This window comes from Gordonia prachuapensis (assembly GCF_036350515.1).
In the GTDB taxonomy this organism is placed as follows: Bacteria; Actinomycetota; Actinomycetes; order Mycobacteriales; family Mycobacteriaceae; genus Gordonia; species Gordonia prachuapensis.
Genome location: NZ_JAZDUE010000016.1, coordinates 28,059 through 53,503, shown reverse-complemented (window position 1 = coordinate 53,503; position 25,445 = coordinate 28,059). Strand labels below are relative to the sequence as shown.

General features: G+C 67.5%; 27 protein-coding genes. 4 read left to right on the top strand and 23 right to left on the bottom strand.

The features are described from left to right. The first annotated feature begins 40 nt into the window (after window positions 1-40). Window positions 41-1,255: a Fic family protein gene (locus V1Y59_RS18275; protein WP_330506375.1), complete on the top strand. Its 1,215-nt coding sequence runs from the start codon at window positions 41-43 to the stop codon at window positions 1,253-1,255. 79 nt (window positions 1,256-1,334) lie between these two features. Here V1Y59_RS18275 and V1Y59_RS18270 read toward each other — a convergent pair whose 3' ends face one another. Both V1Y59_RS18270 and vapB read right to left on the bottom strand, forming a co-directional pair. Next, window positions 1,335-1,751 carry a PIN domain nuclease gene (locus V1Y59_RS18270; RefSeq protein ID WP_330433521.1) on the bottom strand — a complete coding sequence of 139 codons (417 nt, stop codon included), beginning with the start codon at window positions 1,749-1,751 and terminating at the stop codon, window positions 1,335-1,337. Further along, the gene (vapB, locus tag V1Y59_RS18265) at window positions 1,748-1,969 is read right to left on the bottom strand and encodes a type II toxin-antitoxin system VapB family antitoxin (RefSeq protein ID WP_330506374.1); all 222 of its coding nucleotides are present in this window, start codon (window positions 1,967-1,969) and stop codon (window positions 1,748-1,750) included. Before vapB ends, V1Y59_RS18270 begins: the two co-directional genes overlap by 4 nt. Before the next feature lie 205 nt (window positions 1,970-2,174). Here vapB and V1Y59_RS18260 point away from each other — a divergent pair, with 205 nt between their 5' ends. Further along, window positions 2,175-3,797 carry a long-chain fatty acid--CoA ligase gene (locus tag V1Y59_RS18260; protein WP_330506373.1) on the top strand — a complete coding sequence of 541 codons (1,623 nt, stop codon included), beginning with the start codon at window positions 2,175-2,177 and terminating at the stop codon, window positions 3,795-3,797. 65 nt (window positions 3,798-3,862) lie between these two features. Next, entirely contained in the window at window positions 3,863-5,152 is a 1,290-nt protein-coding gene (locus tag V1Y59_RS18255) for a lipase family protein (protein WP_330506372.1), read from the top strand. A gap of 3 nt (window positions 5,153-5,155) precedes the next feature. On the opposite strand, the gene V1Y59_RS18250 is transcribed toward V1Y59_RS18255, so the two are convergent. The 9 genes from V1Y59_RS18250 to V1Y59_RS18210 all read right to left on the bottom strand — a co-directional run bounded on the left by V1Y59_RS18250 (window position 5,156) and on the right by V1Y59_RS18210 (window position 13,956). Then, entirely contained in the window at window positions 5,156-5,968 is an 813-nt protein-coding gene (locus V1Y59_RS18250) for an aspartate dehydrogenase domain-containing protein (protein ID WP_330506371.1), read from the bottom strand. Further along, a complete protein-coding gene (locus V1Y59_RS18245) occupies window positions 5,965-8,367 on the bottom strand; it encodes a xanthine dehydrogenase family protein molybdopterin-binding subunit (protein WP_330506370.1) in 2,403 nt (800 codons plus the stop codon). The genes V1Y59_RS18250 and V1Y59_RS18245 overlap by 4 nt, the downstream gene beginning before the upstream one ends. Beyond that, a complete protein-coding gene (locus V1Y59_RS18240) occupies window positions 8,364-8,906 on the bottom strand; it encodes a (2Fe-2S)-binding protein (RefSeq protein WP_330506369.1) in 543 nt (180 codons plus the stop codon). The genes V1Y59_RS18245 and V1Y59_RS18240 overlap by 4 nt, the downstream gene beginning before the upstream one ends. Beyond that, complete coding sequence (locus V1Y59_RS18235; RefSeq protein ID WP_330506368.1) at window positions 8,903-9,733, bottom strand: FAD binding domain-containing protein; 831 nt, start codon at window positions 9,731-9,733, stop codon at window positions 8,903-8,905. Before V1Y59_RS18235 ends, V1Y59_RS18240 begins: the two co-directional genes overlap by 4 nt. Next, window positions 9,733-10,536 (bottom strand): ABC transporter ATP-binding protein, encoded by an 804-nt coding sequence (locus V1Y59_RS18230; protein WP_330506367.1) that lies wholly within the window; start codon window positions 10,534-10,536, stop codon window positions 9,733-9,735. The genes V1Y59_RS18235 and V1Y59_RS18230 overlap by 1 nt, the downstream gene beginning before the upstream one ends. After that, entirely contained in the window at window positions 10,529-11,419 is an 891-nt protein-coding gene (locus V1Y59_RS18225) for an ABC transporter permease (RefSeq protein WP_330506366.1), read from the bottom strand. The genes V1Y59_RS18230 and V1Y59_RS18225 overlap by 8 nt, the downstream gene beginning before the upstream one ends. Beyond that, window positions 11,416-12,207 carry an ABC transporter permease gene (locus V1Y59_RS18220; RefSeq protein ID WP_330506365.1) on the bottom strand — a complete coding sequence of 264 codons (792 nt, stop codon included), beginning with the start codon at window positions 12,205-12,207 and terminating at the stop codon, window positions 11,416-11,418. The genes V1Y59_RS18225 and V1Y59_RS18220 overlap by 4 nt, the downstream gene beginning before the upstream one ends. Before the next feature lie 3 nt (window positions 12,208-12,210). Continuing rightward, window positions 12,211-13,191, bottom strand: a complete 981-nt coding sequence (locus V1Y59_RS18215; protein ID WP_330506364.1) for an ABC transporter substrate-binding protein — start codon at window positions 13,189-13,191, stop codon at window positions 12,211-12,213. A 219-nt stretch (window positions 13,192-13,410) separates the two neighbouring features. Further along, entirely contained in the window at window positions 13,411-13,956 is a 546-nt protein-coding gene (locus V1Y59_RS18210) for a MarR family winged helix-turn-helix transcriptional regulator (RefSeq protein WP_330506363.1), read from the bottom strand. 178 nt (window positions 13,957-14,134) lie between these two features. Between V1Y59_RS18210 and V1Y59_RS18205 the strand changes: the two genes are divergently transcribed. Next, window positions 14,135-15,127, top strand: coding sequence for an XdhC family protein (locus V1Y59_RS18205; protein ID WP_330506362.1), 993 nt, complete (start codon window positions 14,135-14,137; stop codon window positions 15,125-15,127). Between the two features lie 9 nt (window positions 15,128-15,136). Here the strand turns inward: V1Y59_RS18205 and V1Y59_RS18200 are convergent, their stop codons facing one another. The 12 genes from V1Y59_RS18200 to V1Y59_RS18145 all read right to left on the bottom strand — a co-directional run bounded on the left by V1Y59_RS18200 (window position 15,137) and on the right by V1Y59_RS18145 (window position 25,443). Then, complete coding sequence (locus V1Y59_RS18200; protein ID WP_330506360.1) at window positions 15,137-16,321, bottom strand: FAD-dependent monooxygenase; 1,185 nt, start codon at window positions 16,319-16,321, stop codon at window positions 15,137-15,139. Window positions 16,322-16,499: 178 nt separating this feature from the next. After that, window positions 16,500-17,777, bottom strand: a complete 1,278-nt coding sequence (locus tag V1Y59_RS18195; RefSeq protein WP_330506358.1) for an MFS transporter — start codon at window positions 17,775-17,777, stop codon at window positions 16,500-16,502. 62 nt (window positions 17,778-17,839) lie between these two features. Beyond that, complete coding sequence (locus tag V1Y59_RS18190) at window positions 17,840-18,238, bottom strand: RidA family protein (RefSeq protein ID WP_330506357.1); 399 nt, start codon at window positions 18,236-18,238, stop codon at window positions 17,840-17,842. Then, the gene (locus V1Y59_RS18185; RefSeq protein ID WP_330506356.1) at window positions 18,235-18,591 is read right to left on the bottom strand and encodes a hypothetical protein; all 357 of its coding nucleotides are present in this window, start codon (window positions 18,589-18,591) and stop codon (window positions 18,235-18,237) included. The genes V1Y59_RS18190 and V1Y59_RS18185 overlap by 4 nt, the downstream gene beginning before the upstream one ends. Then, window positions 18,588-19,685 (bottom strand): Rieske 2Fe-2S domain-containing protein, encoded by a 1,098-nt coding sequence (locus tag V1Y59_RS18180; protein ID WP_330506355.1) that lies wholly within the window; start codon window positions 19,683-19,685, stop codon window positions 18,588-18,590. Before V1Y59_RS18180 ends, V1Y59_RS18185 begins: the two co-directional genes overlap by 4 nt. Before the next feature lies 1 nt (window position 19,686). After that, window positions 19,687-19,920 (bottom strand): recombinase-like helix-turn-helix domain-containing protein, encoded by a 234-nt coding sequence (locus V1Y59_RS18175; protein ID WP_330506354.1) that lies wholly within the window; start codon window positions 19,918-19,920, stop codon window positions 19,687-19,689. Further along, a complete protein-coding gene (locus tag V1Y59_RS18170; RefSeq protein WP_330506353.1) occupies window positions 19,917-20,372 on the bottom strand; it encodes a hydrolase in 456 nt (151 codons plus the stop codon). Before V1Y59_RS18170 ends, V1Y59_RS18175 begins: the two co-directional genes overlap by 4 nt. After that, complete coding sequence (locus V1Y59_RS18165) at window positions 20,369-22,066, bottom strand: thiamine pyrophosphate-binding protein (protein ID WP_330506352.1); 1,698 nt, start codon at window positions 22,064-22,066, stop codon at window positions 20,369-20,371. The genes V1Y59_RS18170 and V1Y59_RS18165 overlap by 4 nt, the downstream gene beginning before the upstream one ends. A gap of 33 nt (window positions 22,067-22,099) precedes the next feature. Next, the gene (locus V1Y59_RS18160; RefSeq protein ID WP_330506351.1) at window positions 22,100-22,882 is read right to left on the bottom strand and encodes an SDR family oxidoreductase; all 783 of its coding nucleotides are present in this window, start codon (window positions 22,880-22,882) and stop codon (window positions 22,100-22,102) included. 28 nt (window positions 22,883-22,910) lie between these two features. Beyond that, on the bottom strand, window positions 22,911-23,666 hold the full coding sequence (locus tag V1Y59_RS18155) for an SDR family oxidoreductase (protein ID WP_330506350.1): 756 nt from the start codon (window positions 23,664-23,666) through the stop codon (window positions 22,911-22,913). Continuing rightward, complete coding sequence (locus tag V1Y59_RS18150; protein WP_330506349.1) at window positions 23,663-24,448, bottom strand: alpha/beta fold hydrolase; 786 nt, start codon at window positions 24,446-24,448, stop codon at window positions 23,663-23,665. The genes V1Y59_RS18155 and V1Y59_RS18150 overlap by 4 nt, the downstream gene beginning before the upstream one ends. Continuing rightward, window positions 24,445-25,443, bottom strand: coding sequence for a VOC family protein (locus tag V1Y59_RS18145; protein WP_330506348.1), 999 nt, complete (start codon window positions 25,441-25,443; stop codon window positions 24,445-24,447). Before V1Y59_RS18145 ends, V1Y59_RS18150 begins: the two co-directional genes overlap by 4 nt. Window positions 25,444-25,445 lie beyond the last annotated feature (2 nt).

The following is a 25,445-nucleotide window of genomic DNA, read 5'->3' as shown; positions in this document are numbered from 1 at the left end:
ATACCCTCATTTATCTCATAAGTGAGGGTATGGTTCCTGTATGCCCTCACTTGGGACTTCCGCCCGCGGGCCAGGCGACTGGCCCGCGTTGTCCAGCGAGGTCATCGACTGGACCCCGACGATCCCACCCGAGTTACTGACTCGAGCTCAACGCGAGCGGTACCGGGGCCCGTATCGGGCCGCCGTGGTTCCGCACATCGCCGCTGCCACGCCGCATGTCGCTCCCGAGACGTCGGCGCTCGTCGCCGAGGCAAGTTCGGTGCTCACCCGATTCGACGCCGAGCTCGGCAACGAGCTGGCACCGTTCTCCGCGATACTCCTGCGTTCCGAGTCCGCGTCGTCGTCGCAGATCGAGAATCTGTCGTCAGGAGCCAAGCAGATCGCTCTCGCCGAGTTGGGTAGCCGCGAGAAGCGCAACGCCACCGAGATCGTCGGGAATGTCGCGGCAATGACGGCGGCGGTCGAGCTGGCAGACCGCCTGGACACCGACGCCATCCTCGCGATGCACCACGCGCTGATGCAGAACACCAGCCCGCAGATGGCTGGGCTATGGCGAGACGATCAGGTGTGGATCGGTGGCACGAGCATCGGCCCCCATGACGCAGAGTTCGTCGCGCCCACAGGTGCGCGGGTACCCGACCTCATCGACGACCTGATCGAGTTCGCCCGTCGCAGCGACATCCCACCGCTGATCCACATCGCGATCGCACACGCGCAGTTCGAGACAATCCATCCCTTCCCCGATGGCAACGGCCGGACCGGCCGCGCACTCGTCCAGGCCATGCTCCGCGCGAGCCGACTGACGCAGAACGTCACCGTGCCGGTGTCGGCCGGACTGCTCGCCGATACGGGCAGCTACTTCGCAGCGTTGGATTCCTATCGGAGCGGAGATCCGTCGATGATCGTCGAGACTCTTTCGCGCGCCGCACTTTCCGCCGTCGAGAACGGCAGCCGTCTGGTGTCGGACCTACGACACATCCGCGAGCAATGGCGCGATCGGGTACGGGTCCGGCAGGGAGCAGGTGCCCAGCGACTCATGGACTTCCTGCTTCGACAGCCAGTGGTGGATCGACGAGCCGTCGCCACCGCACTGCATGTCTCGCCCGACAATGCCGGCAGAGCAATCGGCCCCCTGGTCGAAGCGGGAATCCTTCACGAGTTCACCGGGTTCTCCCGGAACAGGATGTGGCATGCAGCCGAGGTCACCGACGCACTCGACGAGTTCGCCCGCAGGGCGGCGAGGCGTCGCGGATAGTCGCTTCCCGAACCTTCCCCAGGTCCCGCCTCCGAGTCGCGCAGTGGGACCGGATGCGGTGGGATCGGATGCAGTGGGATCACCTGGAGGGCACCGCGAGCCGCTCCACATGTTGCCCGGTGATCTCTGCGATGAGGTCGAAGTCCTTGTCGACGTGCAAGACCGCGTGTCCGGCGAGTTCTGCGGTCGCCGCGATCAGCAAGTCTGGAACCGACGGAGCGCGATGGTGTCCCACCTCAGCCAGAAGGAGTTGAACTTCGAGGGCTCTCGCCTCGATTGCGGGTGTGAGGTACTCGACGGGCATCAAAGAGATGGGTGGCTTGTGTAATCCGCGGCGTGCCTCCGGTGCACTTCTGGCCGAGAATCCGGTCTCGAGCCGAGTCATCGTGGTGATGTGAACGAGCCCCCGTTCAATTCTTTCCGCCCAATGGTGCGCGTCCGGACTCGACCCGAGGCGCACCAGCGCGGACTTGTCGATGAGCCAGGAACGGGTCATCGCCACGCGCGTGACATCACGTCGTCATCTGCCAGATCGGAGAATGTGGATCCGAAGGATTGCAGGTCCTCCACGGTTACCGGCTCCGAATCCACCAGGACATCCTGCGCGAGCTTGCGGCGAAGATACTGCGTTCGGGAGAGGCCTAGTCGTGTCGCGCGCGCGTCGATTGCCGCAAGCACATCGTCTGGAACATCTCGAATGAGAACATCACTCATGATCTCCTCCTCCACCTGGGGATATCGTGCGCTATCAACACACATTACACGGAACGACCAGTTGAAAAGTTGCCCTGTCTCGCTCTTCGCGAAACTGCCCATCCGGATCGCATCGGAGTGCGACGCTCGAACCTGATGCGTCTGACCACCCCACGCCGAGATACCACCCAGGTCCTCTGCTCAGATCTTCGAAGGAGAAGTTCCCATGCTCAGCACCATGCAAGACACCCCACTCTCGATCGCACAGCTCCTGCGCCACGGCAGCACCATCCACGGCACCGCCGAGGTCGTCACCTGGACCGACGCCGGCGCGCGGCGACGGAGTTACGCCGACGTCGGACGACGCTGTGCGCAGCTCGCGCACGCGCTGCGCGGACTCGGTGTGACCGGCGACGAGCGGGTCGGCACCTTCATGTGGAACAACGCCGAACATCTCGAGGCCTACCTGGCCATCCCGTCTATGGGCGCGGTGCTCCACACACTGAACATCCGCTTGTTCCCCGAGCAGCTGGTGTTCGTGGCCAACCATGGTGAAGACCACGCCATCATCGTCGACCCAACCCTGGTGCCGCTGCTCAACCCGCAGCTGGCTCAGATGGAGACCGTCAAGCACGTCATCGTGACCGGAGATTCCGCCGACGGCGTCGACGCCCCCGAGGGTGTGCAGGTGCACGCCTATGAGCAGTTGATCGCCGATCAGCCCACCGACTTCGACTGGCCCGATGTGGACGAACGCTCCGCCGCCGCCATGTGCTACACCTCCGGCACCACCGGCGACCCGAAAGGTGTTGCCTACTCCCATCGTTCGATCTTCATGCATTCGATGCAGGTCTGTATGACCGATGGACCGGCGCTGAAGCAGGGTGATCGCGCGCTGGCGGTGGTGCCGCAGTTCCACGCCATGTCGTGGGGACTTCCCTACGCGGCGTTCATGATCGGCGCATCGCTGATCATGCCCGACCGGTTCCTGCAGCCCGAGCCTCTGGCGGCGCTGATCGCCGCCGAGAAGCCGAACTTCTCCGCCGCGGTGCCGACCATCTGGCAGGGTCTGCACCAGTATCTGGAGGCCAACCCGCAGGACATCTCGTTCATGAAGGACGTACTGATCGGCGGGTCGGCGGTGCCGCCGTCGCTGATGCACACCTTCGAGGAGGATCACGGCGTGCAGGTGCTGCACGCGTGGGGCATGACCGAGACGTCGCCGCTCGGGTCGGTGGCCCGTCCGCCGGCCGGCACCGAGGGTGAGGAGCGGTGGCGCTACCGCTACACCCAAGGCCGGTTCCCGGCATCGGTGCAGGCCCGACTGGTCGACGACCTCGGCGAGGTGGTGCCCAACGACGGCAACAGCGTCGGCGAACTCGAGGTCCGCGGCCCGTGGATCACCGGCTCCTACTACGGCGTCGACGCACCGGAGAAGTTCCAGGACGGCTGGCTGCGTACCGGCGATGTCGGCACCATCACCCCCGACGGCTACCTGACCCTCACCGACCGCACCAAGGACATCATCAAGTCCGGCGGCGAATGGATCTCGTCGGTGGACCTGGAGAACGCCGTCATGGGTCACCCCGACGTCATCGAGGCCGCGGTGATCGGCATCGCGGATGCCAAGTGGGACGAACGGCCGCTGGTGGCGGTGGTGCTGCGCGAGGGGTCCGACGCGAAAGTCGAAGACCTCCAGGAGTTCCTGTCCGACAAGGTCGCCAAGTGGCAGCTCCCGGAGAACTGGACGGTCATCAACGAGGTCCCGAAGACCAGCGTCGGCAAGTTCGACAAGAAGCGGCTGCGGTCGCAGTACACGGACGGGGATCTGGAGGTCACGCGGATCTGAGCCACGATCGCCGTGGGTGCCCGCCAACTTCGGCAGACCCGGTCGGTTGCTGTTTAACTCAGTCCATGGCCCGCGCTCCCCGCCTTGTACTTCTTCGTGTCCTCGTCGCCCTCGGGCTCATGCTCGGGTCCGTGGCTTTCGCCGCCGCGCCGTCGGCGACAGCCGCACCCGGACCGGGCTCGCCGCTGCCGTCGGCGGATCCGTTCTACGACTACGCGGGCCCGCTGGGCGGTGTGGCGCCGGGAACTGTGCTGCGATCGCGGCCGATGACGTTCCGCACCCCCACCCTCGACACACCCGTCACGGGTAGTCAGGTGCTGTACCGGACCACGGACCAGGCCGGCGACGGCGCGGTCACGGTGGCGACGGTGCTGCGGCCGCTGACACCCGGCCCCACCCGGCTCGTGTCCTACCACATGGCCTACGACGCGCTCGGCTCGAAGTGCGACCCGTCGTACACGCTGAGCGGTGGCTACGCCAACCCGCTGAACACCGCCGAACAAGCCGTCATCGCCGGGTATCTCGCCGCCGGCTACACCGTGGTCGCGCCCGACTACGAGGGCGAAGATCTGGAGTGGACCATCGGCCGGCAGTCGGGATATGCCGCACTCGACGGCGTGCGTGCGGCGCAGAGTTTCCTGCGCGTACCGGATTCCACCCCGGTGGGACTGGTGGGCTACTCGGGCGGGTCGGTGCCCACTCAGTGGGGCGCCGAGGTGGCGCCGCGGTACGCGCCCGAGCTGAACATCGTCGGCACCGCGGGCGGCGGTCTGCCCGTCGACCTCGCGCACAACCTGCCCTACATCAACGGCAGCGCCCAGTGGGCCGGGGTGATTCCCGCGCTCGTCGTCGCCTACCAGCGCACCTACGACCTCGACACCGATTCCTTCCTGTCCACCCGAGGCAAACAGATCACCCAGCAGGTCAGCGATCAGTGCATCAACGACTTCGCCGGCGACTATCCCGGTCTGACGAGTGCCGACATGGTGAAGCCGCCCTACTCCGGGCTGCTCGACGTGCCCGAGGTGGTCCGCGCGGTCAACGACAACATCATGGGTAGCCGGGGCACCCCGCGGTCACCGCTGTTCCTCGCCGTCGGCCACGCCGACGCGGTCGGCGACACCATCATGGTCACCGACGACGTGGTGGGTCTCGCCCACGAATACTGCACCCGCGGAGTCGATGTCACCTACGCCCAGTACGACGGCCTCACCCATGGACAGGCGTTCCCGGTCTTCGAGGCCCAAGCGCTGCAGTTCCTCACGGAGCGTTTCGCCGGCACGCCCACGCGCAGCAACTGCGCGACGATCCCGCGGGGGAACAGTCTGGCTCCGCTGCCGGTGCCGTCGGCGTAGCCCTCAGACCGACACCGGGCGCCGACCCACCAGCGATCCGATCGTCTGCAACACCGAGTAGGGAACGATCGCGCTGCTACGCGGGTTGTCGGCGCTCGGCCGGTTCTCGAACACCATCGAGTAGCGACCGAAGGGTCCGTCGGCGCTGATGGCGTGCCGGGTCATCGGCGTGTGCGGATCGGCGATCAGTTCCACCACCGTCGTGCCGTGTCCGCCGACGGCGAGATCCACGGCGAGTGCGACATTGAGCGACTCGGGGAACAGGCGCGCGGCTTCGTCGGGCGTTCCGCGGAACGCGACCACAGGCTTCGACGCGTCGGTGAGGCGTCGCTTCTCGTCGGCGGACATCCACGGCCGCAACAGGCTGGTCGGCTTCTTCGTCGAGGTGAGGGTCACGGTGTCCAACCCGCCGGCCGCGTGCGCTGCGGCAAGCATGTCGAGACCGCCGATCGCCCCATTGGTGATCACCATCCGGCCGGGACCCGCGGCGCCCAGCCGGGCGCGCAGGTCGGTGTCGCTGAGCGCGCCCACCGAGGTCAGGACCAGGTCGACACCGGCCTCGAGGATCGCGGTGGCGTGATCGCGAACCGCCTGTTGGCCAGCGCATTCGACGATCACGTCCGCCACGTCGAGCGCATCGTCCAGCGTCGTCCACGGCAGGGACGAATCACCCTGTGGGCGGCGGCCGATGACGCCGCAGAGTTCGGCGCCGGCAACCTTTCCGGCCGTGAGTTCTGCGGCCACCACCGAGCCGATAGTGCCGTGGCCGAGTACCGCGACTCGACGGGCGAGCGGCCGGTCAGCAAACGTCGTCATCGCGGTTCCCCCGATCTGCGTATCGCCCGATAGACGCGTTCCGGCGTCATCGGCAGTTCGGTGAGTTGGGCGCCGGTGGCGTCGGCGATTGCCTGCGCGATCGCCGGTGCGATCGGCAGCATGCCGCCCTCGCCCATCCCCTTGGCGCCGAACGGTCCGGCCCCGTGACCTTGCTCCTGGGTGATCGAGGTGAATCGTTCGGGGATGTCCTCGGCGAGCGGCACCCGGTACAGAAGCGCCTCCGCGTTGAGCAGTTCACCATCGTCGTAGCGCATCTCCTCGAACAATGCCTGCGCGAGTCCGAACACCGCGGCACCCTCATCCTGCCCGCGGCACCCGATCTTGCTGATCACCTTGCCGGCGTCCCCACTCACCGCGAGCTGCAGCACCTCGACGCGGCCGGTCTCGACGTCGACCTCCACTTCGGCTGCCGCCCAGCCGATCTCCCAGAACACGCAGGGCGCCTCCAATGGGGCTCGGTGATCGTTGCGAGCCTTGTAGAACCCGTCGGCGGAGAACTCGAAACCGGTATTGCCGAAGATCTCCATGATGCGCGGGAACAGCGGATGCGGGTCGCCACCGTCGCCGCGCACGGTCCAGTCGTCGAGTTCGGCGCGGGTCGGGTCGAACCCGAACTGGTCGCCGGCCCATTCCAGCACCTGCCGTCGAAGCGTCTCGGCGGCGTTGCGGACGGCCTGACCCATCACTGCCACACCGGAACTCGCGTTGGTGCCTTGATCGAACGGGGTGTTGTCGGTGTCGATCCGGGCGTAGGTCACCCGCTCGGTGGGGGTGTGCAGAATGTCGGCGACGATCTGGCACATCGCCGAGTGTCCGCCCTGCCCCATCTCGGTCAGCGCACAGTTCAGGATGACGTCACCTTTCGACGTCACCTTGACCCGCGCCATCGCCGGCTTGTTGATGCCGCCGCCGTCTTTCACGCCGACCGCGACACCCATGCCGCGACGCAGCGGACCGGCGGATTCCGCGGGGGTTCGTTGGTGGTAGCCGATGGCGTCGGCGACGACGCGCAGCCCCTCCTCGAGGTCGGAGTCGATGCCGGACTCGCCGGGCACGAACTCCTCACCGAGTGCCTTGAAGTTCTTGACCCGCAGCGCATACGGGTCCAGTCCCAGACGTTCCGCGATGAGGTCGACCTGGCGTTCACTGGCCCAGGTGGCCTGGGTGCCGCCGAAGCCGCGCATCGCGCCCGCGGGCACGGTGTTGGTGGTGACGACCTTGCAGACCGAATCGATGTGGTCCCACCGATACGCACCGGGCATGCGGTAGCCGGCCTTCTCCGCCACCGGCGGGCTGTGCTCCGCGTATGCGCCGCCGTTGAGCAGCACCAACGATTCTCGGGCGACGAACGTACCGTCGGAGGTGACACCGGATCTCACGACGAGTTTGGCCGCGTGTTGCGAGACGGTCAGGAAGACCTCCTCGGTGGTCATCGCGAACCGCACCGGCCGGCCGCCGCACAACTGCGACAGCCGAATCGCCACCGGGTCGGTCTTGGGTCCGTTCTTGGCTCCGAATCCACCGCCCAGGAGCGGAACATGGACCCGAATCCGGTTCTCCGGCAGCGAGAAAATCCGCGAGAGCTCCTTGCGGAGATTGAACGGGCTCTGCGTCGACGACCACACCTCGATCTCGTCATCGCTGGCCTCGGCGACCGTGACGAACGGTTCGAGATGCATGTGATTCATGCGGGAGAAGTAGAAGGTGTCGGTGAAGATGTGATCGCACCGCTGCCATGCGGCGGGATCACCGGTGCGGTAGCGGAACTCATACGGAACGTTGTCGCGGGGCCGCAAGACCGCCGATGCGCCGTCGCCGTACCCGGGGACCACGCCGAACGGCGGCTCCGGATGGATCACCGGAGCACCCTCGGCCAGCGCGTCGTCGACATCGAAGACGGCCGGGAGGATCTCGTACTGCACGTCGATGAGGCCCAGGGCCTCGAGCGCTGTTCGCTCGTCGACGGCGGCCACCGCGGCGACGATGTCGCCGACATATCGGACGGTGTCCATCGCGACGGTGGGCTGGTCCTTGACCATCGTCCCGTACGGTTGCAGCCCAACGGCTTCCGCGCGGGTCAGTACGGCTTTGACACCCGGCACGCGACGTGCCGCGGCGGCGTCGATGGATACGATGCGGGCGTGGGCGTGTGGGCTGCGCAGCACTTTTGCGTGCAGCATTCCGGCGCGGGCCACATCGGTGCCGTAGATGGCGCGTCCGGTGACCTTGGCGCCGGCGTCGGCACGCGGCTTGTCCCGCCCGGTGATGCGCCGATCCGGATCGACCGTGGGCAGCTCGTGAATGACATATCCGCGGTCGGGATCGTCGACGACGGTGTGCTGGAACGACTCGTGCTGGAACGACTCGAGGGCGGTCATCGATGCTCCTCGGCTGTCGGCTGCACAGGGACGTCCTGGGGTGCGTCGGCGGCTGCGATGCGCGCGGCGCACTCCACCGACTCGAGGATCGTCTCGTATCCCGTGCATCGGCACGTGTTGGACGAGATCCACTCGCGGATCGTCGCGCGATCCGGTGCGGGGGTGTGCCGGAGTAGGCCCGTGGTGAGCATCAGCATTCCCGATGTGCAATAGCCGCATTGGAATCCGCCGCACTCGGTGAAGCCGCGTTGCGCCGGCGACGGGGTGCCGTCGTCGTCTGCGAGCCCTTCGACAGTCTGTACGGAAGCGCCGTCGACGGCGAACGCGAAGGTCGAGCACGCCGCGACGGGCAGGTCGTCGATCAGCACGGTGCAGGCACCGCACACGCCCCGTTCACACGAGGAACGCACACCGCGGCAGTCGAATTCGGACCGCAGCATGCCGAGGAGTGTCTCGTTGGTGTCGACCCGGGCGGCCTGGGTCTGTCCGTTGAGTTCGAACTGCACTGTGGCAGTGAGCTCTCCATCGTCTGGGATCATGGTGTCGGGGTCCTCTCCACGCCGTCGTCGGCGGCCGCGCGCAGGATGCGGCCGGTCAGCACCTCCACGAGGTGACGGCGATAGTCGGCCGATCCGGTGTGGTCGGCGCACTCGTCGGGCAACTGCTCGGCGAGAGTCGCGGCGAGTGCGGACGGGTCCAGGTCGCGCAGGTCGTCGCCGGGGGCATGGGCTGTCAGGGTGTAGCCGGGCCGGTACTCGGAGCCGGCGACGGCGCGTACGTCGATCCCGCCGGCCGGTGCTGCGCGGACCGCGAGAGCCAGCGTTGCTGTCGGCCGCATCGACCGTTCGTACCCGAACCAGCGGAGGCCTGCGGTGTTCACACGGACATGGCAGAGCAGCCGGCCCGTTGCGTCATAGTCGTATTCGGCGCCGAGCGCGCCCAGCAGCAGCGGCATCTCGTAGCGGGTCCGGGCGGCCATGACGTTGCCGCCGATGGTGCCGGTGTAGCGGATGCGGACCGTTGCGATCGAACTCCATGCCGCCGCGAAGCCGGGTATCGCCGTGCGGACGATCCGGTGCGTCGATCCGTCGTGATGGCTCACCGCGGCGCCGATGCGCAGTGTGCCGTCGGACTCGTCGATCTCGCGGAGTTCGTCGACACGTTGCAGCGAGATCAGTCGCTCGATGCGTTCGCCCTCCCGGATACGGGCGACGAGGTCGGAGCAGCCGGCGGCGATGGTCGCCTCCGGGTACTCGGCGACCAGGGCACTGGCCTGCGTGAGGGTGGTGGGCCGATGCAGCCGGAACGGGGCGATCGCCGATTGGGACTGGGCGAGCATTCCCGCCCCCAGAGCCTGCGCACGCATCAGCGGTTGCCCGTCGCGGGCACCTCCACGCCGCGCAGCAACGACGTGACGTGCGCACGGGTTTCGACGAACACCGGGTCCTCCTTGGTGAGGATCTGGTCGCGTGGACGCGGCAGGTCGACGTCGATCACCTCGGCGACCACACTCGGCGGCTTCGACAGCACGATGATGCGGTCGGCCAGGTAGACGCTCTCGTCGATGTCGTGGGTGACCACCAGGACGGTGATGCCCAGCCGCGCCTGGATGGTGAGCAACAGATCTTCGAGTTCGGCGCGGGTCTGGGCGTCGACGGATGCGTACGGCTCGTCCATCAGCAGCAGCGCGGGGTGGCGAGCGAGGGCGCGGGCGATGGCCACGCGCTGTTGCATGCCGCCGGACATCTGCCAGGGGTAGAGCTTCTCCTTGCCGCCGAGCCCAACCGCTTCGATGGCCTCCTGCACACGCTGTGTGCGTTCGGCCGCATCGAGGTGCTTGAGTGGGAAGGCGACGTTCTTGTCGACTCGCATCCACGGGAACAGCGAACGCGAGTAGTCCTGGAAGACCATCGCCAGCCCGTCCGGAACGCCGCGCACGGGGGTGCCGTTGAACTCGACTCCACCGTCGGTGGGCGTGTCGAGTCCGCTGATCATCCGGAGCAGTGTCGACTTGCCGCAGCCGGACGGGCCGACGATGACGCTGACCTTGCCGGCGGGGATCTGCGCGGTGACGTCGCGGACGGCGAGGTTGTCGCCGTAGGACTTGGACACACCGTCGAGAGACAGTGCCGCCGAGATGGTTTCGGGTGTGGTCATGGTGCTAGTCATGTTGGGCGGTTGCTCCTCGATGCCAGGCCAGGACTCGTCGTTCGATGGCCTTGAAGATGAAATTGAGTACCACCCCGAGGGCGGCCAGGACGATCAGGACCGCCCAGAATCCGGTGTAGTCGAAGTTTCGTTGGGTCTGGATGAGCAGATACCCTAATCCGTTCTCCGACTTCTGCAATTCGGAGATGATCATGATGATCAGGGACAACGACATCGCGGTCCGGATGCCCGCGAAGATCTTGGGTGAGGCGCCCGGCAGGATGATGTGCGCCAGGGTGTCGAAGCGACCAATCTTGAAGACTGCGGCCGCCTGCATCCGTGCCGTGCCGACGCTGCCGACCCCGTCGATGGTGTTCAGCAGGATCGGCCACACCACGCTGAAGGCGATGAGGAAGATCTTCGGGCTGTCGCCGGTGCCGAACAGGAAGAAGAACACACCCAGTAGCGCCGGGCTCGGCAGGGACCTCCCGAGATGGATCAGTGGTTGGAACAGCGCGGTCATCACGCGGCTCATCCCCAGCAGCACACCGAGGCCCACCCCGATGACGATGGCCAGGCCGAGGCCGGCCATCGCCCGCCACAGACTCGGGATGAGGTCGTCGTAGAAGGCCTCGCCGAGGAACAGCTTGCTCGGGTCGGTACTGAAGAAGTCGCTGAACACCCGGCTGAACGCGTCGGCCGGCGCGGCGACGAACAGTCCCGACGTCGGTGACTGGGACAGCGCATACCAGGTGACGAGGAGTATCACCGGAACGATCAGACGGAGACCGCCCCGCCCGAGAAGTCGGCGGGCCTGCAGGGTGCGCGCGCTCCGCGCCGATGGTGTGTTCGAGATCGTGTGACGCTGTGTGACCGTCGCGCGATCTGCCTGTGCGAGAGTCATTGTGCGAGGCCTTTCTTCCATCCGAAGGCGGTCGAGTCGACCACCGCGAACACGCCGCTGACGGCCATGCCGAGCAGGCCGGCGACCAGTGTGGCGGCGTACACGACGTCGAGGTCGGTGGCGTTGGCGCTGTTGACGAGGATGTATCCGCCGATCCCCTGGCCGTTGCCGATCAGCAGTTCCGCGCTGACCGCGACGATCAGTCCGATCGACGCGGCGATCCGGATGCCGGTGAAGGCGAAAGGCAGTGCGCTCGGGATCTTGACCCGTCCGAGTACGCGCAGTTCGGAGAGCCCGAAGCTGCGGGCCGTCTGCACGGCGGTCACGTCTGCGCCGCGGACGCCGTACATGGTGTTGAGCAGGATCGGCCAGAGGCAGGCGAGCGCCACGGTCAGTGACAGCGGCAGCATCCCGGCACCGATCAGCAGCACGAGGATCGGTCCCACCGCCACCGACGGCAGCACCCGGAACACCTCGACCGGAAGCTCGAAGGCGACGAACACCGAGGTGAACGCACCCATGAGACCGCCGATCAGCACGCCGACAACGGACGCGATGAGTACACCCAGCAGCCACTCCTGCAGCGTGAAACCGACTGCTTCCCAGAATGTCCCGTCGCCGATCAGGTCCCCGACACCGCCGACCACCTGGGTCGGGATGGGCAGACCGGGCTTACCGATGACCGACGGCTGGAACAGCAGCTGGGCGACGGCGGCCGCCCCAAGCGTTCCCAGGACTCCGTACGCGATCACCCGCGTCCGGCTCAATGTCTCGTTGTCGACGCGCATCGGTCAGTCCGTGGACAGCTGATAGACGTGTTCGCTGATGTCGAAGTCCGCGGGGATCAGGCCCTGCTCCTTCAGCATGTTCGACACCTTCTCGAGCGCCGCGACGTCCATACCCGACGAGTAGGTCGGCATCACCATGGTCTGGGCCACGTCCGCGGGCACCTTGGCGACACTGGGAATCCAGTTGCGCACGGCCTGCTCGTCGGCGGCCATCTCTTCACCCGCGGCGTAGATGGCGCGGGCGAATGCCGCTGTGGTGTCCGGGTTCTGGTCGACGAAGCTGTTGCCGGCGACGAAGATCGACGCGGCCAGGCCGGCGTTGGGCCCATTGGTCAGATCGACCACTCGACGCATCCCGGCCTGCTGGGCGGCCGACCAGAACGGTTCCGGGGTGTATCCCGCGTCGATGGACCCCGCCTGCACACCCGACACCATCTCCGGGAACGGCACCTCCACCCAGTTCGGGGAGACCTCCTTGCCCTCGGACCGGGCCAGGTTGGCGAACGTCACGTCGCCGATGTTGCGAGTCGTGTTGGTACCGACAGTCTTCCCGTTCAGATCGTCGATGGTCTGGATCGGCGAGTCCTGATTGACGAAGATCGCCCCGGAGCCGTTGCCGAGGGACGCGGTGTAGGCGACGTCGGTGACCGGCGCGCCCTGCGCCTGGGAGATCGAGGCGGAGATGGTGTTGGCGATCGCGTAGTCGAGTTCGCCGGAGGCCACCTTCTGGATGCCGATAGGCCCGCCTTGGATGGGCTCGAGGGTCACCTCGAGACCTTCCTGCTCGAATAGGCCGTTCTCGTTGGCCCAATAGACGGCGCCGTAGTCGGCGAGTGGGAGCACACCGACCGTGATCTGCGTCTTCTCCAGGCTGCCGTCCGGGGCGGCCGCTTCCGTTCCCCCGCCATCGCTACCACCGCAGGCGGACAACACCATGACACCGCACGCCGCGGCTGCGGCGAACGCGGTACGAATCTTGTTCATCGGGCTGAATCTCTTTCGTTCCGCGGAAGGTCAGACTGACACATCCGTCTTAGCGCCAAACATCTTTGCTGTAAGAGAGTGTGCCTGTCTTTGCGCTAAGAGGTCAACGGTTTGGCGAATTTCGCGGGACGTTTTACGTAAGCTTCACGTGAACGACTCAGAACCCGATTCACTTGGGACGTGAGGCGCCGTCCGGTTGCGGCGCCCCACGAATTCTGCTCAGGCGCTGGCCGCTTCGTCCTCTATCCCTGCACCGGCGGCACGCAGAGAGTCCTCGAGACGGAACAACAGGTGAGCGAGTTGCTGACGATCGGGGCCGTCGATGGGGTCGAGCAGCCGGGCGAGCATGGCGAAGTGTGCATCAGAGACCTCGTCGACCAACTGTCGTCCCGCGTCGGTGAGGGCGACGTAGACGACGCGTGCGTCGTCGTTGTCCCGTTGCCGTGTCACGAGTCCCGCCTTCTCGAGCCGGTTGACCCGCAGGGTGAGTCCCCCGGTCGTGACAAGAGTCTGTTTGGCCAGCTCGCCGGCGGTTCGCCGGTAGTGCGGCTCCGCACGCCGTAGGCACGCGAGCACGTCGAAGCCGGCCTCGTTGATCCCGAAACGTTCGAAACCGGCGTTGATCTCGGACCGATACAGCAAGTAGCTGCGGTGCAGCCGGCCGAAGATCTCCAGCGGTTCGACACCGAGTTCCGGACGCACAGACGCCCACCCGCGGATGATCCCCGCGACGCCGTCGTCGAAGCCCCCTGATGCGCTTGGCATTGGCATCCACCCATCACACGATTCCGGCCGACCCGGTCGCGATGGCGATCGGCTCGGCTCTTTCCAAATTACCTTAGCGCAAAAGTTGTGTACGCTTCTCTGTATCCTGCCGGTGTGGGACGTTCGTATCCTGCTCCGGTACAGAGCAATCGCTCACGAATCCAGGAGAAGGTCGCCGATGGATCCCGTGCTCGCCACGTCCCAACCCGTGCTCGCCGAGGCCTACCGGGTCTGGCAGGAGAACCGCTCGTGCGCCCTCGCCACGGTGGTCGCTGCGCACGGCTCCACGCCACGTGATCCCGGCGCGATGCTGGTGGTGCACGAGGACGGATCGGTCGTCGGCAGTATCTCCGGTGGTTGCGTGGAGAGCGCTCTGTACGAGAGTGCCCTGGAGACATTGACCACGGGGGTACCACGACTCGAGAGTTACGGTCCGGACGGGGATCTGGTGGCTCCGGGCCTCACCTGCGGTGGCTCACTGAGTGTTCTGGTGGAACGCGTCGATCGCCGGCAGTTCCCCGAGTTGTCGGTGGTCGTGGATCGGTTGACCGCGGGCATGCCCTGCGTACTGCACACGACCGCACCGGAAAGCGGCGCCGTGCACACGGTGGTGGACGGCGTTTCCGGCGCGACTCGACTCGAAACGGACGGATCGATCATCCGGCGATTCCTGCCTGCACCGAGGATGGTCATCGTCGGGTCGACCGACTTCGCGGCCGAGATGTCCGTGCTCGGTGCGCGAATGGGGTATCGAGTGACGGTGTGCGATGCACGTCCGGTTTTCGCGACTCCGTCGCGGCTGCCGCACGCGCATGACGTTGTCTGCGGCTGGCCTTCGGATCATGTTGTGCGTGAACGTGACTCCGGCGCGTTCGACGAGAGGTCCGTGTTCGTGGTGCTCACACATGATCCGAAGATCGACATTCCGGTCCTGGTCGAGTGCCTCGACGACTCCCGGTGGCCGGTTCTGCCGTTCTACGTCGGGGCGATGGGGTCCCGAACGGCGGATGCCCGACGGCGGCGCGAACTTCTCGACATGGGTGTCACGCCGGACCAGCTGGATCGACTGCATAGCCCGATAGGGCTCGCCATCGGCAATCGCGGACCGGCCGAGACCGCGATCGCCATCGCTGCCGAATTGATCCATGCCCGTTCGGTTTCCGCTGTCTGACCTGTCGGGTCAGGCGTGGGCTGTCGCGGTGCCACCGAGCGGTTCCGACCAGGCGTCGTACTCGTACACCCAGTCGCCGTTGCCGGCCTCCTTCAGCCATTCGTTGCTGCGTGACCCGCGCTGGATCGCCGCGGTCCGCTCCCGTCGGGTCTCCTGGTAGCGGAACACTGCGGTGGCGGTGTCGTCGCCGGTCGCGAGGCAGCGCGCCAGGACGGCTGCGTCCTCGATCGCCTGTCCCGCGCCCTGCGCCATGAACGGCATCATCGGATGGCAGGCGTCGCCGAGCAGAACTCCCTGACTGTTGGTCCAGGATTCCAGTGGATCGCGCACGTATAAAGCCGATTTCATCACCTCGCCGCATGCATCGAGCAAGGCGGTGGCCTCGGGATGGAAGTCGCGGTAGGCGGCGCGGAGTTCGTCCACCGAACCACGCGTCGTCCACGACTCCTCGGTCCATTCGGGTTGGCCGATGGTCGCGAAGACGAAGATCTCCTTGCCCCGGTTGAGCGGGAAGACGACGATCTGGGTGTCCGGGTCGGGACCCCACCATTTGGTGAACGAATCCATGTTCGGCAGATGGGCGACCTGCTCACGATCCAGCACGGCACGGTAGGCGACGACGCCGGTGAACTCGGGATGCTCCGGGCCGAACATCGCTGTGCGAACCCGTGAGTGGATGCCGTCGGCGCCGATCACGACGGCGCAGTCGTGCCGGGTGCCGTCGTCGAACACCAGCGTGGCCCGCTCACCGAACTCGACGGTCTGCACTCGCCGACCCATCCGCATCCAGGAGTCGGGCACCGCGTCCCGCATCGCCGACATCAGATCTCCGCGGTGCAGTGTCAACTGCGGTGCACCGTAACGCTCTTCGGCACTCGCACCCATGGGGATGCGGGACGTCTCCACGCCGGTGTCCCACATCCGGCTGATCCGGAATCGGGGTTGCGCTCCGCCGTCGCGCAGGCGCGCACCGAGGTCGCCACCGACGGTGTCGAGCACGCGGACTGCGTTGGGGGTGAGGTTGATGTCGGCGCCGACGCGTGCGAACTGCGTTGTCTGTTCGAAGACCACGGCGTCGAGTCCCGCGTTGCGCAGTGCGATCGCTGCGGCGAGCCCGCCGATCCCGCCGCCGACGATCGCGATGTCGCGACCGGGTTGTGGTGCGGGGGTGGGGTGTGCCGGTGTTGCGGTCATGGGTGCGGCCTCTCGGTGGTGGGGGGTTTCAACCGATCCCTGAGGAGGGCCGGAGCGCTAGCGGAGGTCCGTCACGAAGGGCCCTTCGTGACGCTCGGCTAGCGCCTCGCTCCTCAGGGACCGGGGGTGCGGGCCCTTCGTGACGCTCGCAGGCTCGCTCCTCAGGGACCAGAAGGGGTCAGCTCACGCCGACGGGGGCGGGCCGTCCGCCTGCCACTTTCGTGGGGCGCGGCCGGGCGGTCCGGCCCAGGGCGACGACGATCACGGCGGCGACGGCAACCGGGATGCAGGCGATCAGGACGATGGTGCTGGTGGCCAGGCCCATGCCGATGAGCGCACCGCCGACGATCGGGCCGACGACGGAACCCAGCCGGCCCATCGACGATGTCCAGCCGACGCCGGTCGCGGCGGTGCGTTGCGGGTAGAGCGTGACCGCGACGGCGGCCTGACCGATCATGCCGGCCTGCAGGCCCAGGCCCACGCCGCCGAACACGATGAGCAGCATCGCCTTGTCGGCGCCCAGGTAGGTGGACAGCACGAGGAACGCGATGGCGACGACGGAGGTGCCGGCGAGGACGGAGGTCATGCGGAAACGCAGCGCGGCGACCATCAGGACTCCGGCGCCGATGATGCTGCCCACGCCGAGCGCCGCCGAGCCGAGCGGTGCCAGTCCCGTGCTGAAGCCGTAGCTGGTCAGCAGGGTCGGCAGCCACGACGAGAAGATGTAGTACACGGAGAAGATGAGGAACGAGAACGCCCACAGCAGGATCGTTCGGCCGCGGACCTGCGGATCGAAGAGGCGGGCCACGGACGCGTCGTGTTTCGCGGTGGCGGGGGCGTGCTGCACCCCGGTGACCGCGCGCTCGTCGGGCAGCCAGATCCACAGCATCGGCAGCAGCGCCGCCGAGGCGATCGCACCCACGATGAACACCGACGGCCAATCGAACCACCGGATGAGGGCGGCACCGAGAATGCCGGCGATGAGTGCGCCGAGCGAGATCCCGGTGGTCACGAAGACGGCGATCTGCTGGCGGAAGCGGGCCGGGTTCAGCGCGGTCGCCTGAGCCACCGCGGCAGGCATCACGGCTCCGAGACCGAACCCGGTGACGAAGCGCAGCACGCTGAGCTCGATGATGCCGCCCGCCCATGCGGTGAGGAGCGATCCGAGGGTGAACACGACGACGGCGGCCAAGACGACGTTGCGGCACCCGAACCGGGCGGTCAGCCGGCCCACCGCGATGTAGCCGAGGGCCACGCCGAGGCTGGTCAGCGACAACGCGGGGGTGAAGTGCGCCGGGTCCACACCCCAGTCGTCGGAGAGTGCGGGGACGGAGAGTCCGAGGGCGATGGTGTCGTAGCCGTCGAGGACGACGGCGACGAAGGCGAGGATCAGCACCGGCCAGTTGGGTCGGGTGATCTCGGCTGGGTTGACGCTGGAGTTGTGCGGTCCGTTCATGACGGGGTCCTCGGGGGTGTTGCGGCGGGCTGCGCCGGTGGGGATTTGTTGATTCTAGTCGGCTACTGCCCGCTCGAGCGGGGCAGGAAGCCCTGGGCTTCGATCTCGACGGTGAGTCCGGGCTCGACGAGCCGGGACACCTCGACAAGGGTCGAACAGGGGAAATCACCGGAGAAGACCGCGCTGCGGGCGCGGCCGACCGCGGCCTTCTCGTCGATGTCGGTGAGGTAGATGCGGAGCACGACGATGTCGTCGACGGTCGCTCCGCACGCCTCGGTGAGCGCTTGCACGCGGCGGAACGCCTCGACTGCCTGCACGTATGTGTCCGACCCGCCGACCGGTCCGTCGGGCGTACCCGCGTGCATGCCGGACAGGAAGAACTGGTCGCCGACGACGCGGGCGTTGCTGAACATGTCCGGGCGCGGAGGCTCGGCCACGGCGGTGTGCGCGACGCGGGTCATGCGACGGACTCCGCTCGGTTCGGCGCGAGGTCTCGCCGGGCGTCGGACTCCCGGGTGAGACGTTCGCGGACCGGCAGGAAGTCATACGTCGGGTAGAAGTCGGTCTCGAAGGTGCCCCAGGCGCGACGTTCGAGTTCGACGTTGACCGCTGGGAGCCGGGACGCCGGCAGCCGGAGGGTGACGATCTGGCCGATACCCATCGCGACCACCCAGGACACGACCTCGCAGCCCTCGGGCGGGAAGCCGTGCCACCAGTCATTGGCGTCCAGGCGGCCCTGCAGCTGCTCGAGGTTCTGACTCTGGTCGTGACGGAGCACCACGGTGAGCAGCATCGTGTCGCTGCCGGCGGTCATGCGTTCAGCTCCGCGAGTTGCTTGGCCTGAGCGACCGCGTCCGCGCGGTAGATGCGCCGGATACGGGAGACACCGAGGTCGTGCTGATAGAGATGCTCCTCGCGGTCTGCGTCGCCGGACAGCGCCTCGAGCACTTCACGGTCCTGTTCGAGGACCTGCCAGTGCTTCTCCTCGAGGACGGTCCGGAACATGAACCGCCACGTCTCGCGTTCCCATCCGCTCACGCGGCGGGTGCGCCAGTGGAAGATCGCCGACGACGACCGGTCGATGGGTGTGCTCATACCGACGATGCCGAACACCCCGCCGGGTCCGGCGCCCGGACCGTAGGGGATCTCGAGGTCCACATGGTCCATGGAGCCACGGACGAATTCGACCCAGTCGAAATTCACCCCGCGCTGGTCGGTCTTCTCGAAGAAGAAGCCGCGATCGGTCTCGCGAATACGGAACCGTGCGCTGGTGTCGCCGCCGAACATCGAGTGCGAATTCCGGTGCAGGAACGCGCCATGCATCGGGTCGAGGACGTTGTCCATGTAGAACCGCCACGGGCCGGCCCACTCGGCGTAGTTCGGGAACCACGACACCTCGGGGTCCGATAGTCGGTCGGGCAGGACGAACGGTGTGGGTACCGATTCCGCGGTGAGCGGGATGAATGCGAAGATGGTGTCGGCGGCCTCGACGACCTCGAGCGACACTGTGGCCCTGCGTCCTTCGAGTGCGCACCCGGGCATACCCGGTACGGAGACGACGGTGCCGCCGCCGTCGACCTGGACCCCGTGGTAGGCGCAGGCGATGCGGTCCCCGAGGTGCTGTCCGACCGACAGCGGTGCGCTGCGGTGCGGGCAGCGGTCCTCGAGCATGTGCACCACACCCTGCGCGTCGCGGAACAGCACCCAGTCGACCTCGAGTCGACGGACCGGCACCATCGCACCGGCTTCGACCATGTGCGACGGCAGGATCGGATACCACCGGTCGCGCAGGCCGGTGGCGGCGATCTCGTCGGCGTCGAGGTGGCGGCGGGTGCCGACGGCGAAGGTGGGGCGACCGCGGGCGGGGCGGCGAGGTGCCTCGGTACGGGTGGTTTCGGTGGTGGTCATGTCATTTCCCCAATCTGCGCATTTCGGCGCGGAAGGTCTGCTCGGTCCACGGACCGCCGTCGGGACCGTGGAGGCCCAGCGTGTTCAGTCCGTCCACGACCTCGTCGAGAGTGGTTGCGCCGCCGCTGAAGATCTCGGTCAGCGATCCGGCGAGTTTGCGCTCGTAGGGCGTGATGGGTTCCGGGTGTGTCTGGTGGGTTTCCAGATACGGCTCGCGGGCTGTGCGAGTGATCATGGGTGGGCTCCTTCGAGGAGAGGGGTGGGTGGGGTGAGCAGTCGTCCGTCGCGGGCGGCGAGCCCTTCGGCGATGGCCATGAACGATGCGGTCCACTCGCCGAACGATTCCGCGCTGCGCAGGTGCACCGGTTGCGGGGAGCCGTCGATGATGACGAAGACGCCGTTCTCCACTTCACCGGCGATGTGTTGCGCGGCAGACAGATCCGTATCCGTGCGCGGGGCCGATGCGAGTACCAGGGTGGGCACCGCGACGTCGGCGAGCAGGGCGGTCTCGGTGTCGTCGAGGGCGTCCGGTTCGGCCAGTACCAGGCTGAGCACGATGTCGGGGTGTGCGACCGCCAGCCGGATCGCGTCGATCACGTCCGGGCCTGCCGCGTGCACATGCACCTGTTCGCCGGCTTCGACCGTGGCCTGCGCGCCATCGGGCCACCACACGATGCGGGGACTCATGATCGTGCCTCATGCTTGTCGGCGGTGGGCACGTGCACGGGCGGCACGAAGGGACCGGGCGCCGGGTCGAGGGCCTCGACGTCGACCTCGATGAACGAGGGACCGGTGTGGGCGACGGCGGCGGCGAGTGCATCGCCGATCGCGCCCGGACCCTGCACCAGCTGGTAGCGGATGTCCATGGAGGCGGCGAGCAGATCGAAGCGCGGGGTGTGCAGGTCCACACCAGAGCGTCGGAAGCCGTTCTTCTCCTGCATGTTCCGCAACACTCCGTAGCCGCCGTCGTTGAAGACCAGGACGATGACGTGGGCGTCGGCGCCGGCCAGGCTGGCCAGTTCGCCGAGGTGGACGGCGAGTCCGCCGTCGCCGACCATGACCAGCGTCGGCACGTCCGGGCGGGCATGTGCCGCACCGATTCCCATCGCGAGGCCCTGTCCGATGCCTCCGCCGAGCGGGAAGATGTTGGTGGCGCGGTCGAGGATCGGCAGGAGTCGGTTGCCCCACTGGCTTGACGGGATGGTGACGTCGCGGGCGATGACCGACCGTGCGGGCAGTGCGTCGCGGATGGCTGTGCAGATCTCGGCATAGCCGCCGATGTAGGCCGTGAGGTCGGCGCGCACGCGGTCGCGGACCTCGGTGACGCGGTCTGTCCACTCCGACGACGACCGGTGGTCAGCGGGCAGGTTCTCGACGATTCGGTCGAGGACGCGGGCGGCGTCGCCGACGATGCCGGCGGTCGCCGGGTAGACCCGTCCGATGGTGGTCGGTTCGATGTCGACCTGGACGATCGTCTGCGGGAGTTTCAGGCTGTACGAGGCGGTTTCGTTGGAGCGGAAGTGGGTGCCGACGGCCAGCAGGAGATCGGAGTCGGCGAGGAGTTCGCGGACCGCGGGGGTGGTGGCGAAGTTGCCGATGACCAGCTCGTCGGACTCCGGGACGATGCCGCGGCCGGAGTTGCTGGTGAGGATTCCGGCGCCGAGACGACGGGCAAGCTGGGTGATCTCATCGCCGGCGTCGGCCGCTCCGCCACCGAGCCAGATCAGTGGGCGCTGCGCGTTGCGCAGCAGATCGGCAGCATGCCCGATCGCGGTCTCGTCAAGGTCGGTGCGGGTGTCCCCGACGGGGTCGACAGGTCGCTGGGACTCCGGCGCGGCGAGGTATTGGAGATCGGTCGGCCACTCCACACTGGCCGGCCCGTGCGGGGCGGTGCGGATCTTTGCGATGGCCGATTCCAGCTCGGCTGCCACATCTTTCGCGTCGACGATGGTGGTTGAGTGGGCGGAGACGGCGGCCAGCATCTCGGGCTGCCGCGGGAACTCGTGGATCACCCCGCGACTCGGTGCGGGCCGCCCGGGCGCGAGGTATTCGCTTTCGATCTGCCCGGTGATGTGCAGCACCCGGCTGCCGGCGGTCAGCGCTTCCACCATCGAGCCGGCGGCGTTGCCGGCACCGGTGCCCGTACTGGTCAGGGCCACGCCGATGTTGCCGGAGGCGCGGGCATACCCGTCGGCCGCGTTGACCGCGGCGGCCTCGTGCCGCATCTCGACGAAGGTGAGGTCGCGGTCGACGGCTTCCACCAGCGGCAGGTTGTGGATGCTGACCACACCGAAGGCGGTGGTGATGCCGTGTCGGCGCATCACCTCGACCAGAACGTCGCCGCCGGTGCGGCGGTCGTTCGCGGGCTGCTGTGCGGACATGTCGTGTACTCCTGTGGGCTGAGGTGTGAAAGGTCAGACGTAGCGGTGGACGCCGCCACCGACGTCGAGGGTGGCGCCGGTCATGTAGCTGTTGAGCGGGGACAGCAAGGTGGTGACCGGGAAGGCCAGTTCGTCGGCGGTGCCGAAGCGTCCCAACGCGATTCCGCGGTCGCGTGCGATGTCGGCGCTCCACGTGTCGAAGTCGTGCTCCGACCCGCTCTCCTGGTAGCGGCGATGCCACTGGCCGGTATCCACCAGGCCGAGCAGCACGGAGTTGACCCGGATGCCTTCCGGCGCGAGATCGCCGGCCAGGGAACGGGACAGGTTGAGCAGCCCGGCGCGGGCCGCGGCGGTGACGGCGAGTCGGAGCTCGGGCTGACGCGACAGGATGGCGTTGACGATCACGATCGATGCGGAGTCCGAGTCGGCCAACGCCTTCCGTCCGGCACGGATCACGTTGAGGGCGCCGAAGATCTTCAGGTCGAACTCGTCGCGGATCTCGTCGTCGGTGGTTTCGTCGAGGGTGCGCATCAGCGATCGTCCGGCGTTGCAGACCATTCCGTCGAGACCCCCGAGCCGGCCGACGGCGTCGTCGACAAACGCGTTCACCGAGGCACGGTCGGTGACGTCGCAGGAGGCGGTGACGACGTCGGTCATCTCGGCGAGGTCGGTGATGGCGGCACGCAGCCGGTCCTCGTCCCGGGCGCACAGCGCGAGGCGGGCGCCTTCGGCCGCGAGCATCCGGGCCGTGGCGAGACCGATGCCGGAACTCGCTCCGGTGATCAGAATCCGGCGGCCCTTGAGCTGCAGGTCCATGGGTACTCCTGTGGTGGTAGGCAGTGGCTCAGCGGAAGATGAATCCGCCGTCGACGACGATGGTCTGTCCGGTGACGAAGGCGGCGTCGTCGGAAAGCAGGAACCGGACGACTCCGGCGACGTCGTCAGGGGTCTGCTCACGTTTGAGCGCTCGCCCTTGGGCGTAGGTGCGGTAGCGGTCGTCGGGCACCCCTTCGGTGGCCTCGACCCGGATCAGGCCCGGTGCCACGGCGTTGACGCGCACGCCGTACTCGCCGGCGTCGCGTGCCATCGAGCGGGTCATGCCGATCACGGCGGCTTTCGACGACACGTAGTGCACGAGTCGTGGTGAGCCGTACATCGCGACGTCCGAGGCGATGTTGACGATCGCGCCCTGCGATGCCGACAGCAGGGGCCACAGGTACTTGGTGACCGCCCAGGTTCCCCGGACGTTGACCTGCGACAGCCGGTCGAACTCGTCGTCGGCGAGCTCGAAGAACGTTGCGCCACCGACTCCGTCGGCGATGGCGGCGTTGTTGACCAATCCGACGACGCGGTCTCCGTCGCGCTCGAGCCGGTCGGCCAGCGCTCGCACCGAGTCGACGTCGCCGATGTCGGTGACGATCGCGGTGGCGTCGACACCGTCGGCGGTCAGTTCGTCCTGGGCGATCCGGGCGGTGGTTGCGTCACGTTCGGCGATCACGACCCGATGGCCCTCGCGGCCGAGGCGCTCGGCGATGCTGCGTCCGAGGCCGCGGCCGCCGCCGGTGACGACGACGGTGCCGAGTGCTGTTGCGGCGCTCATGAGAGTTCCTTCAGGAACTCGACGACCAGTGCGGCCACGTCGGCGGGTTGTTCCTGGATCGCCACGTGTCCGGCGTTCGCGATGATGCGGAACTGTGCGTTGGGGATGCGCTCGGCGAGCAGTCGGGATTCGTCGACGCCGGTGATCACGTCGTGTTCGCCCACCACGACAAGAGTCGGACAGCCGATATCAGTGAGCTGCGGCCCGAGATCGGTCGCGGCCATGAACTCGGCTGCCGCGGTGAATCCGGGTACCCGCACGGACGACATCGATCGGCGAACCTGTTCGGTCACTTCCGGATCGGCTTCTGGCGCGGTGAGCCGAGTTGCGCGAGCAGCGGCGACGACGCTGGCGCCGTGCTCGCGCAACTCGGTGATCCGTGACCGCATCGCCGCTGCCTTCTCGACGCTGGTGCCCGATCCGCGGGTGCTGTCGGCGAGAATGAGGCCGGCGACCCGGTCGGGCCGGCGCAGCGCCACCGACATCGCGATGACACCGCCCCAGGAGGTTCCGAGGATCACCACCGGCCGGTCCGAGGAGATGTTGTCGAGAACATCGATGACGTCATTGACCACATCGCCTGTGGCAGCGGGGTCTGCGGATCGGCCATAGCCGGGTGCGTCGACGGCAGCCGTTGCCACCCCGCCGGCCGCCAGGTGCTCGGCCAGCGGTGCACACGACTCGGCAGAGCCGCCGATTCCGTGCAACATCACCACGGCCGGCTGCGTCGCGTCAGCGGGGTGCACTTCGACGTGGAGGCGGGTCGTCGATGCGGTGGTCATGACACGGCCGCCATCTCGGGTGCGCCGTAGAAGTAGTCGGCGTCGCGTGGGGTGACCAGCGAGCGGGCGCCGAGGTCGGGGATGCCGGCCATGGCCGACCGCACAGTTGTGCTGGGCGGTCCGGCGGTGCCCCACGTGTCCGACAGTTCCGGGGTGCGGCGCCAGGTGCGGCACAGCCACGCGTCCTCGTCGATCTGGGCGACCTCGGAGGTGTACTCGCACACCAGGCCGGCGGGGTCGGTGAAGTAGGAGAAGGTGTTGTCGCCGGGTCCGTGCCGGCCGGGCCCCCACTGCGGTGCGATTCCGTGTGCCCGCAGGCTTCCGATGCCGCGCATGAAGTGGTCGATGGATGTCATCTCGTAGGCGATGTGGTTGATCGACGGCCACGTCGCCTGGTTGAGCGCGATCACGTGGTGGTCGGAATTGCAGCGCAGGAAGGCCATCTGACGTTCGGACCAGTCGGAGATCCGCATGCCGAGGACCTGGGTGTAGAACTGGGCGGTCCGCTCGATGTCGGTGGTGTTGAGCACCACGTGGGCGATCTTGCGGGGCACGGCCCGGCGGCCGCCGGGTTCCTGGCTCGACACCGCGAAGGTGTCTGCCGACAGCTCGATGGTTCGGCCCTCCGGGTCCACGAACTGCAGCCCGTACCCGCCCCCGGCGTCGTCGAGCAGGCCCGGGGTGCGGAGCATCGGAACCCCGATGCGCTCGAGCGCGATGGCGGCCTCATCGACCTCGCGCGGTGTGCCGAGCGCGAAGCTGATGCCGCCGAGCGCGTTCGTGTCGCCCGGCCGTAGGTCGAGGACGTGATGCTCGGTTCCAGTGGCCCGCAGCCAGAACCGATCGCCGTCCTCGTCGACGGCGGTCAGTCCCCACACCTCGTGGTAGAAGTCGCGGGAGGCCTTGGGGTCGGGCACCGTCAGCGCCACCGAGCGGAGGCTGCGCAGGGTGCACACCGGCTGCTCGGTGATGACGGGGCGCTGAGAGTAGAGCATCG

Coding starts and splice junctions, on each gene's coding strand:
- V1Y59_RS18275 (WP_330506375.1), top strand. CDS start 41: ATGCCCTCACTTGGGACTTCCGCCCGCGGGCCAGGCGACTGGCCCGCG.
- V1Y59_RS18270 (WP_330433521.1), bottom strand. CDS start 1,751: ATGACCCGTTCCTGGCTCATCGACAAGTCCGCGCTGGTGCGCCTCGGG.
- vapB (WP_330506374.1), bottom strand. CDS start 1,969: ATGAGTGATGTTCTCATTCGAGATGTTCCAGACGATGTGCTTGCGGCA.
- V1Y59_RS18260 (WP_330506373.1), top strand. CDS start 2,175: ATGCTCAGCACCATGCAAGACACCCCACTCTCGATCGCACAGCTCCTG.
- V1Y59_RS18255 (WP_330506372.1), top strand. CDS start 3,863: ATGGCCCGCGCTCCCCGCCTTGTACTTCTTCGTGTCCTCGTCGCCCTC.
- V1Y59_RS18250 (WP_330506371.1), bottom strand. CDS start 5,968: ATGACGACGTTTGCTGACCGGCCGCTCGCCCGTCGAGTCGCGGTACTC.
- V1Y59_RS18245 (WP_330506370.1), bottom strand. CDS start 8,367: ATGACCGCCCTCGAGTCGTTCCAGCACGAGTCGTTCCAGCACACCGTC.
- V1Y59_RS18240 (WP_330506369.1), bottom strand. CDS start 8,906: ATGATCCCAGACGATGGAGAGCTCACTGCCACAGTGCAGTTCGAACTC.
- V1Y59_RS18235 (WP_330506368.1), bottom strand. CDS start 9,733: ATGCGTGCGCAGGCTCTGGGGGCGGGAATGCTCGCCCAGTCCCAATCG.
- V1Y59_RS18230 (WP_330506367.1), bottom strand. CDS start 10,536: ATGACTAGCACCATGACCACACCCGAAACCATCTCGGCGGCACTGTCT.
- V1Y59_RS18225 (WP_330506366.1), bottom strand. CDS start 11,419: ATGACTCTCGCACAGGCAGATCGCGCGACGGTCACACAGCGTCACACG.
- V1Y59_RS18220 (WP_330506365.1), bottom strand. CDS start 12,207: ATGCGCGTCGACAACGAGACATTGAGCCGGACGCGGGTGATCGCGTAC.
- V1Y59_RS18215 (WP_330506364.1), bottom strand. CDS start 13,191: ATGAACAAGATTCGTACCGCGTTCGCCGCAGCCGCGGCGTGCGGTGTC.
- V1Y59_RS18210 (WP_330506363.1), bottom strand. CDS start 13,956: ATGCCAAGCGCATCAGGGGGCTTCGACGACGGCGTCGCGGGGATCATC.
- V1Y59_RS18205 (WP_330506362.1), top strand. CDS start 14,135: ATGGATCCCGTGCTCGCCACGTCCCAACCCGTGCTCGCCGAGGCCTAC.
- V1Y59_RS18200 (WP_330506360.1), bottom strand. CDS start 16,321: ATGACCGCAACACCGGCACACCCCACCCCCGCACCACAACCCGGTCGC.
- V1Y59_RS18195 (WP_330506358.1), bottom strand. CDS start 17,777: ATGAACGGACCGCACAACTCCAGCGTCAACCCAGCCGAGATCACCCGA.
- V1Y59_RS18190 (WP_330506357.1), bottom strand. CDS start 18,238: ATGACCCGCGTCGCGCACACCGCCGTGGCCGAGCCTCCGCGCCCGGAC.
- V1Y59_RS18185 (WP_330506356.1), bottom strand. CDS start 18,591: ATGACCGCCGGCAGCGACACGATGCTGCTCACCGTGGTGCTCCGTCAC.
- V1Y59_RS18180 (WP_330506355.1), bottom strand. CDS start 19,685: ATGACCACCACCGAAACCACCCGTACCGAGGCACCTCGCCGCCCCGCC.
- V1Y59_RS18175 (WP_330506354.1), bottom strand. CDS start 19,920: ATGATCACTCGCACAGCCCGCGAGCCGTATCTGGAAACCCACCAGACA.
- V1Y59_RS18170 (WP_330506353.1), bottom strand. CDS start 20,372: ATGAGTCCCCGCATCGTGTGGTGGCCCGATGGCGCGCAGGCCACGGTC.
- V1Y59_RS18165 (WP_330506352.1), bottom strand. CDS start 22,066: ATGTCCGCACAGCAGCCCGCGAACGACCGCCGCACCGGCGGCGACGTT.
- V1Y59_RS18160 (WP_330506351.1), bottom strand. CDS start 22,882: ATGGACCTGCAGCTCAAGGGCCGCCGGATTCTGATCACCGGAGCGAGT.
- V1Y59_RS18155 (WP_330506350.1), bottom strand. CDS start 23,666: ATGAGCGCCGCAACAGCACTCGGCACCGTCGTCGTCACCGGCGGCGGC.
- V1Y59_RS18150 (WP_330506349.1), bottom strand. CDS start 24,448: ATGACCACCGCATCGACGACCCGCCTCCACGTCGAAGTGCACCCCGCT.
- V1Y59_RS18145 (WP_330506348.1), bottom strand. CDS start 25,443: ATGCTCTACTCTCAGCGCCCCGTCATCACCGAGCAGCCGGTGTGCACC.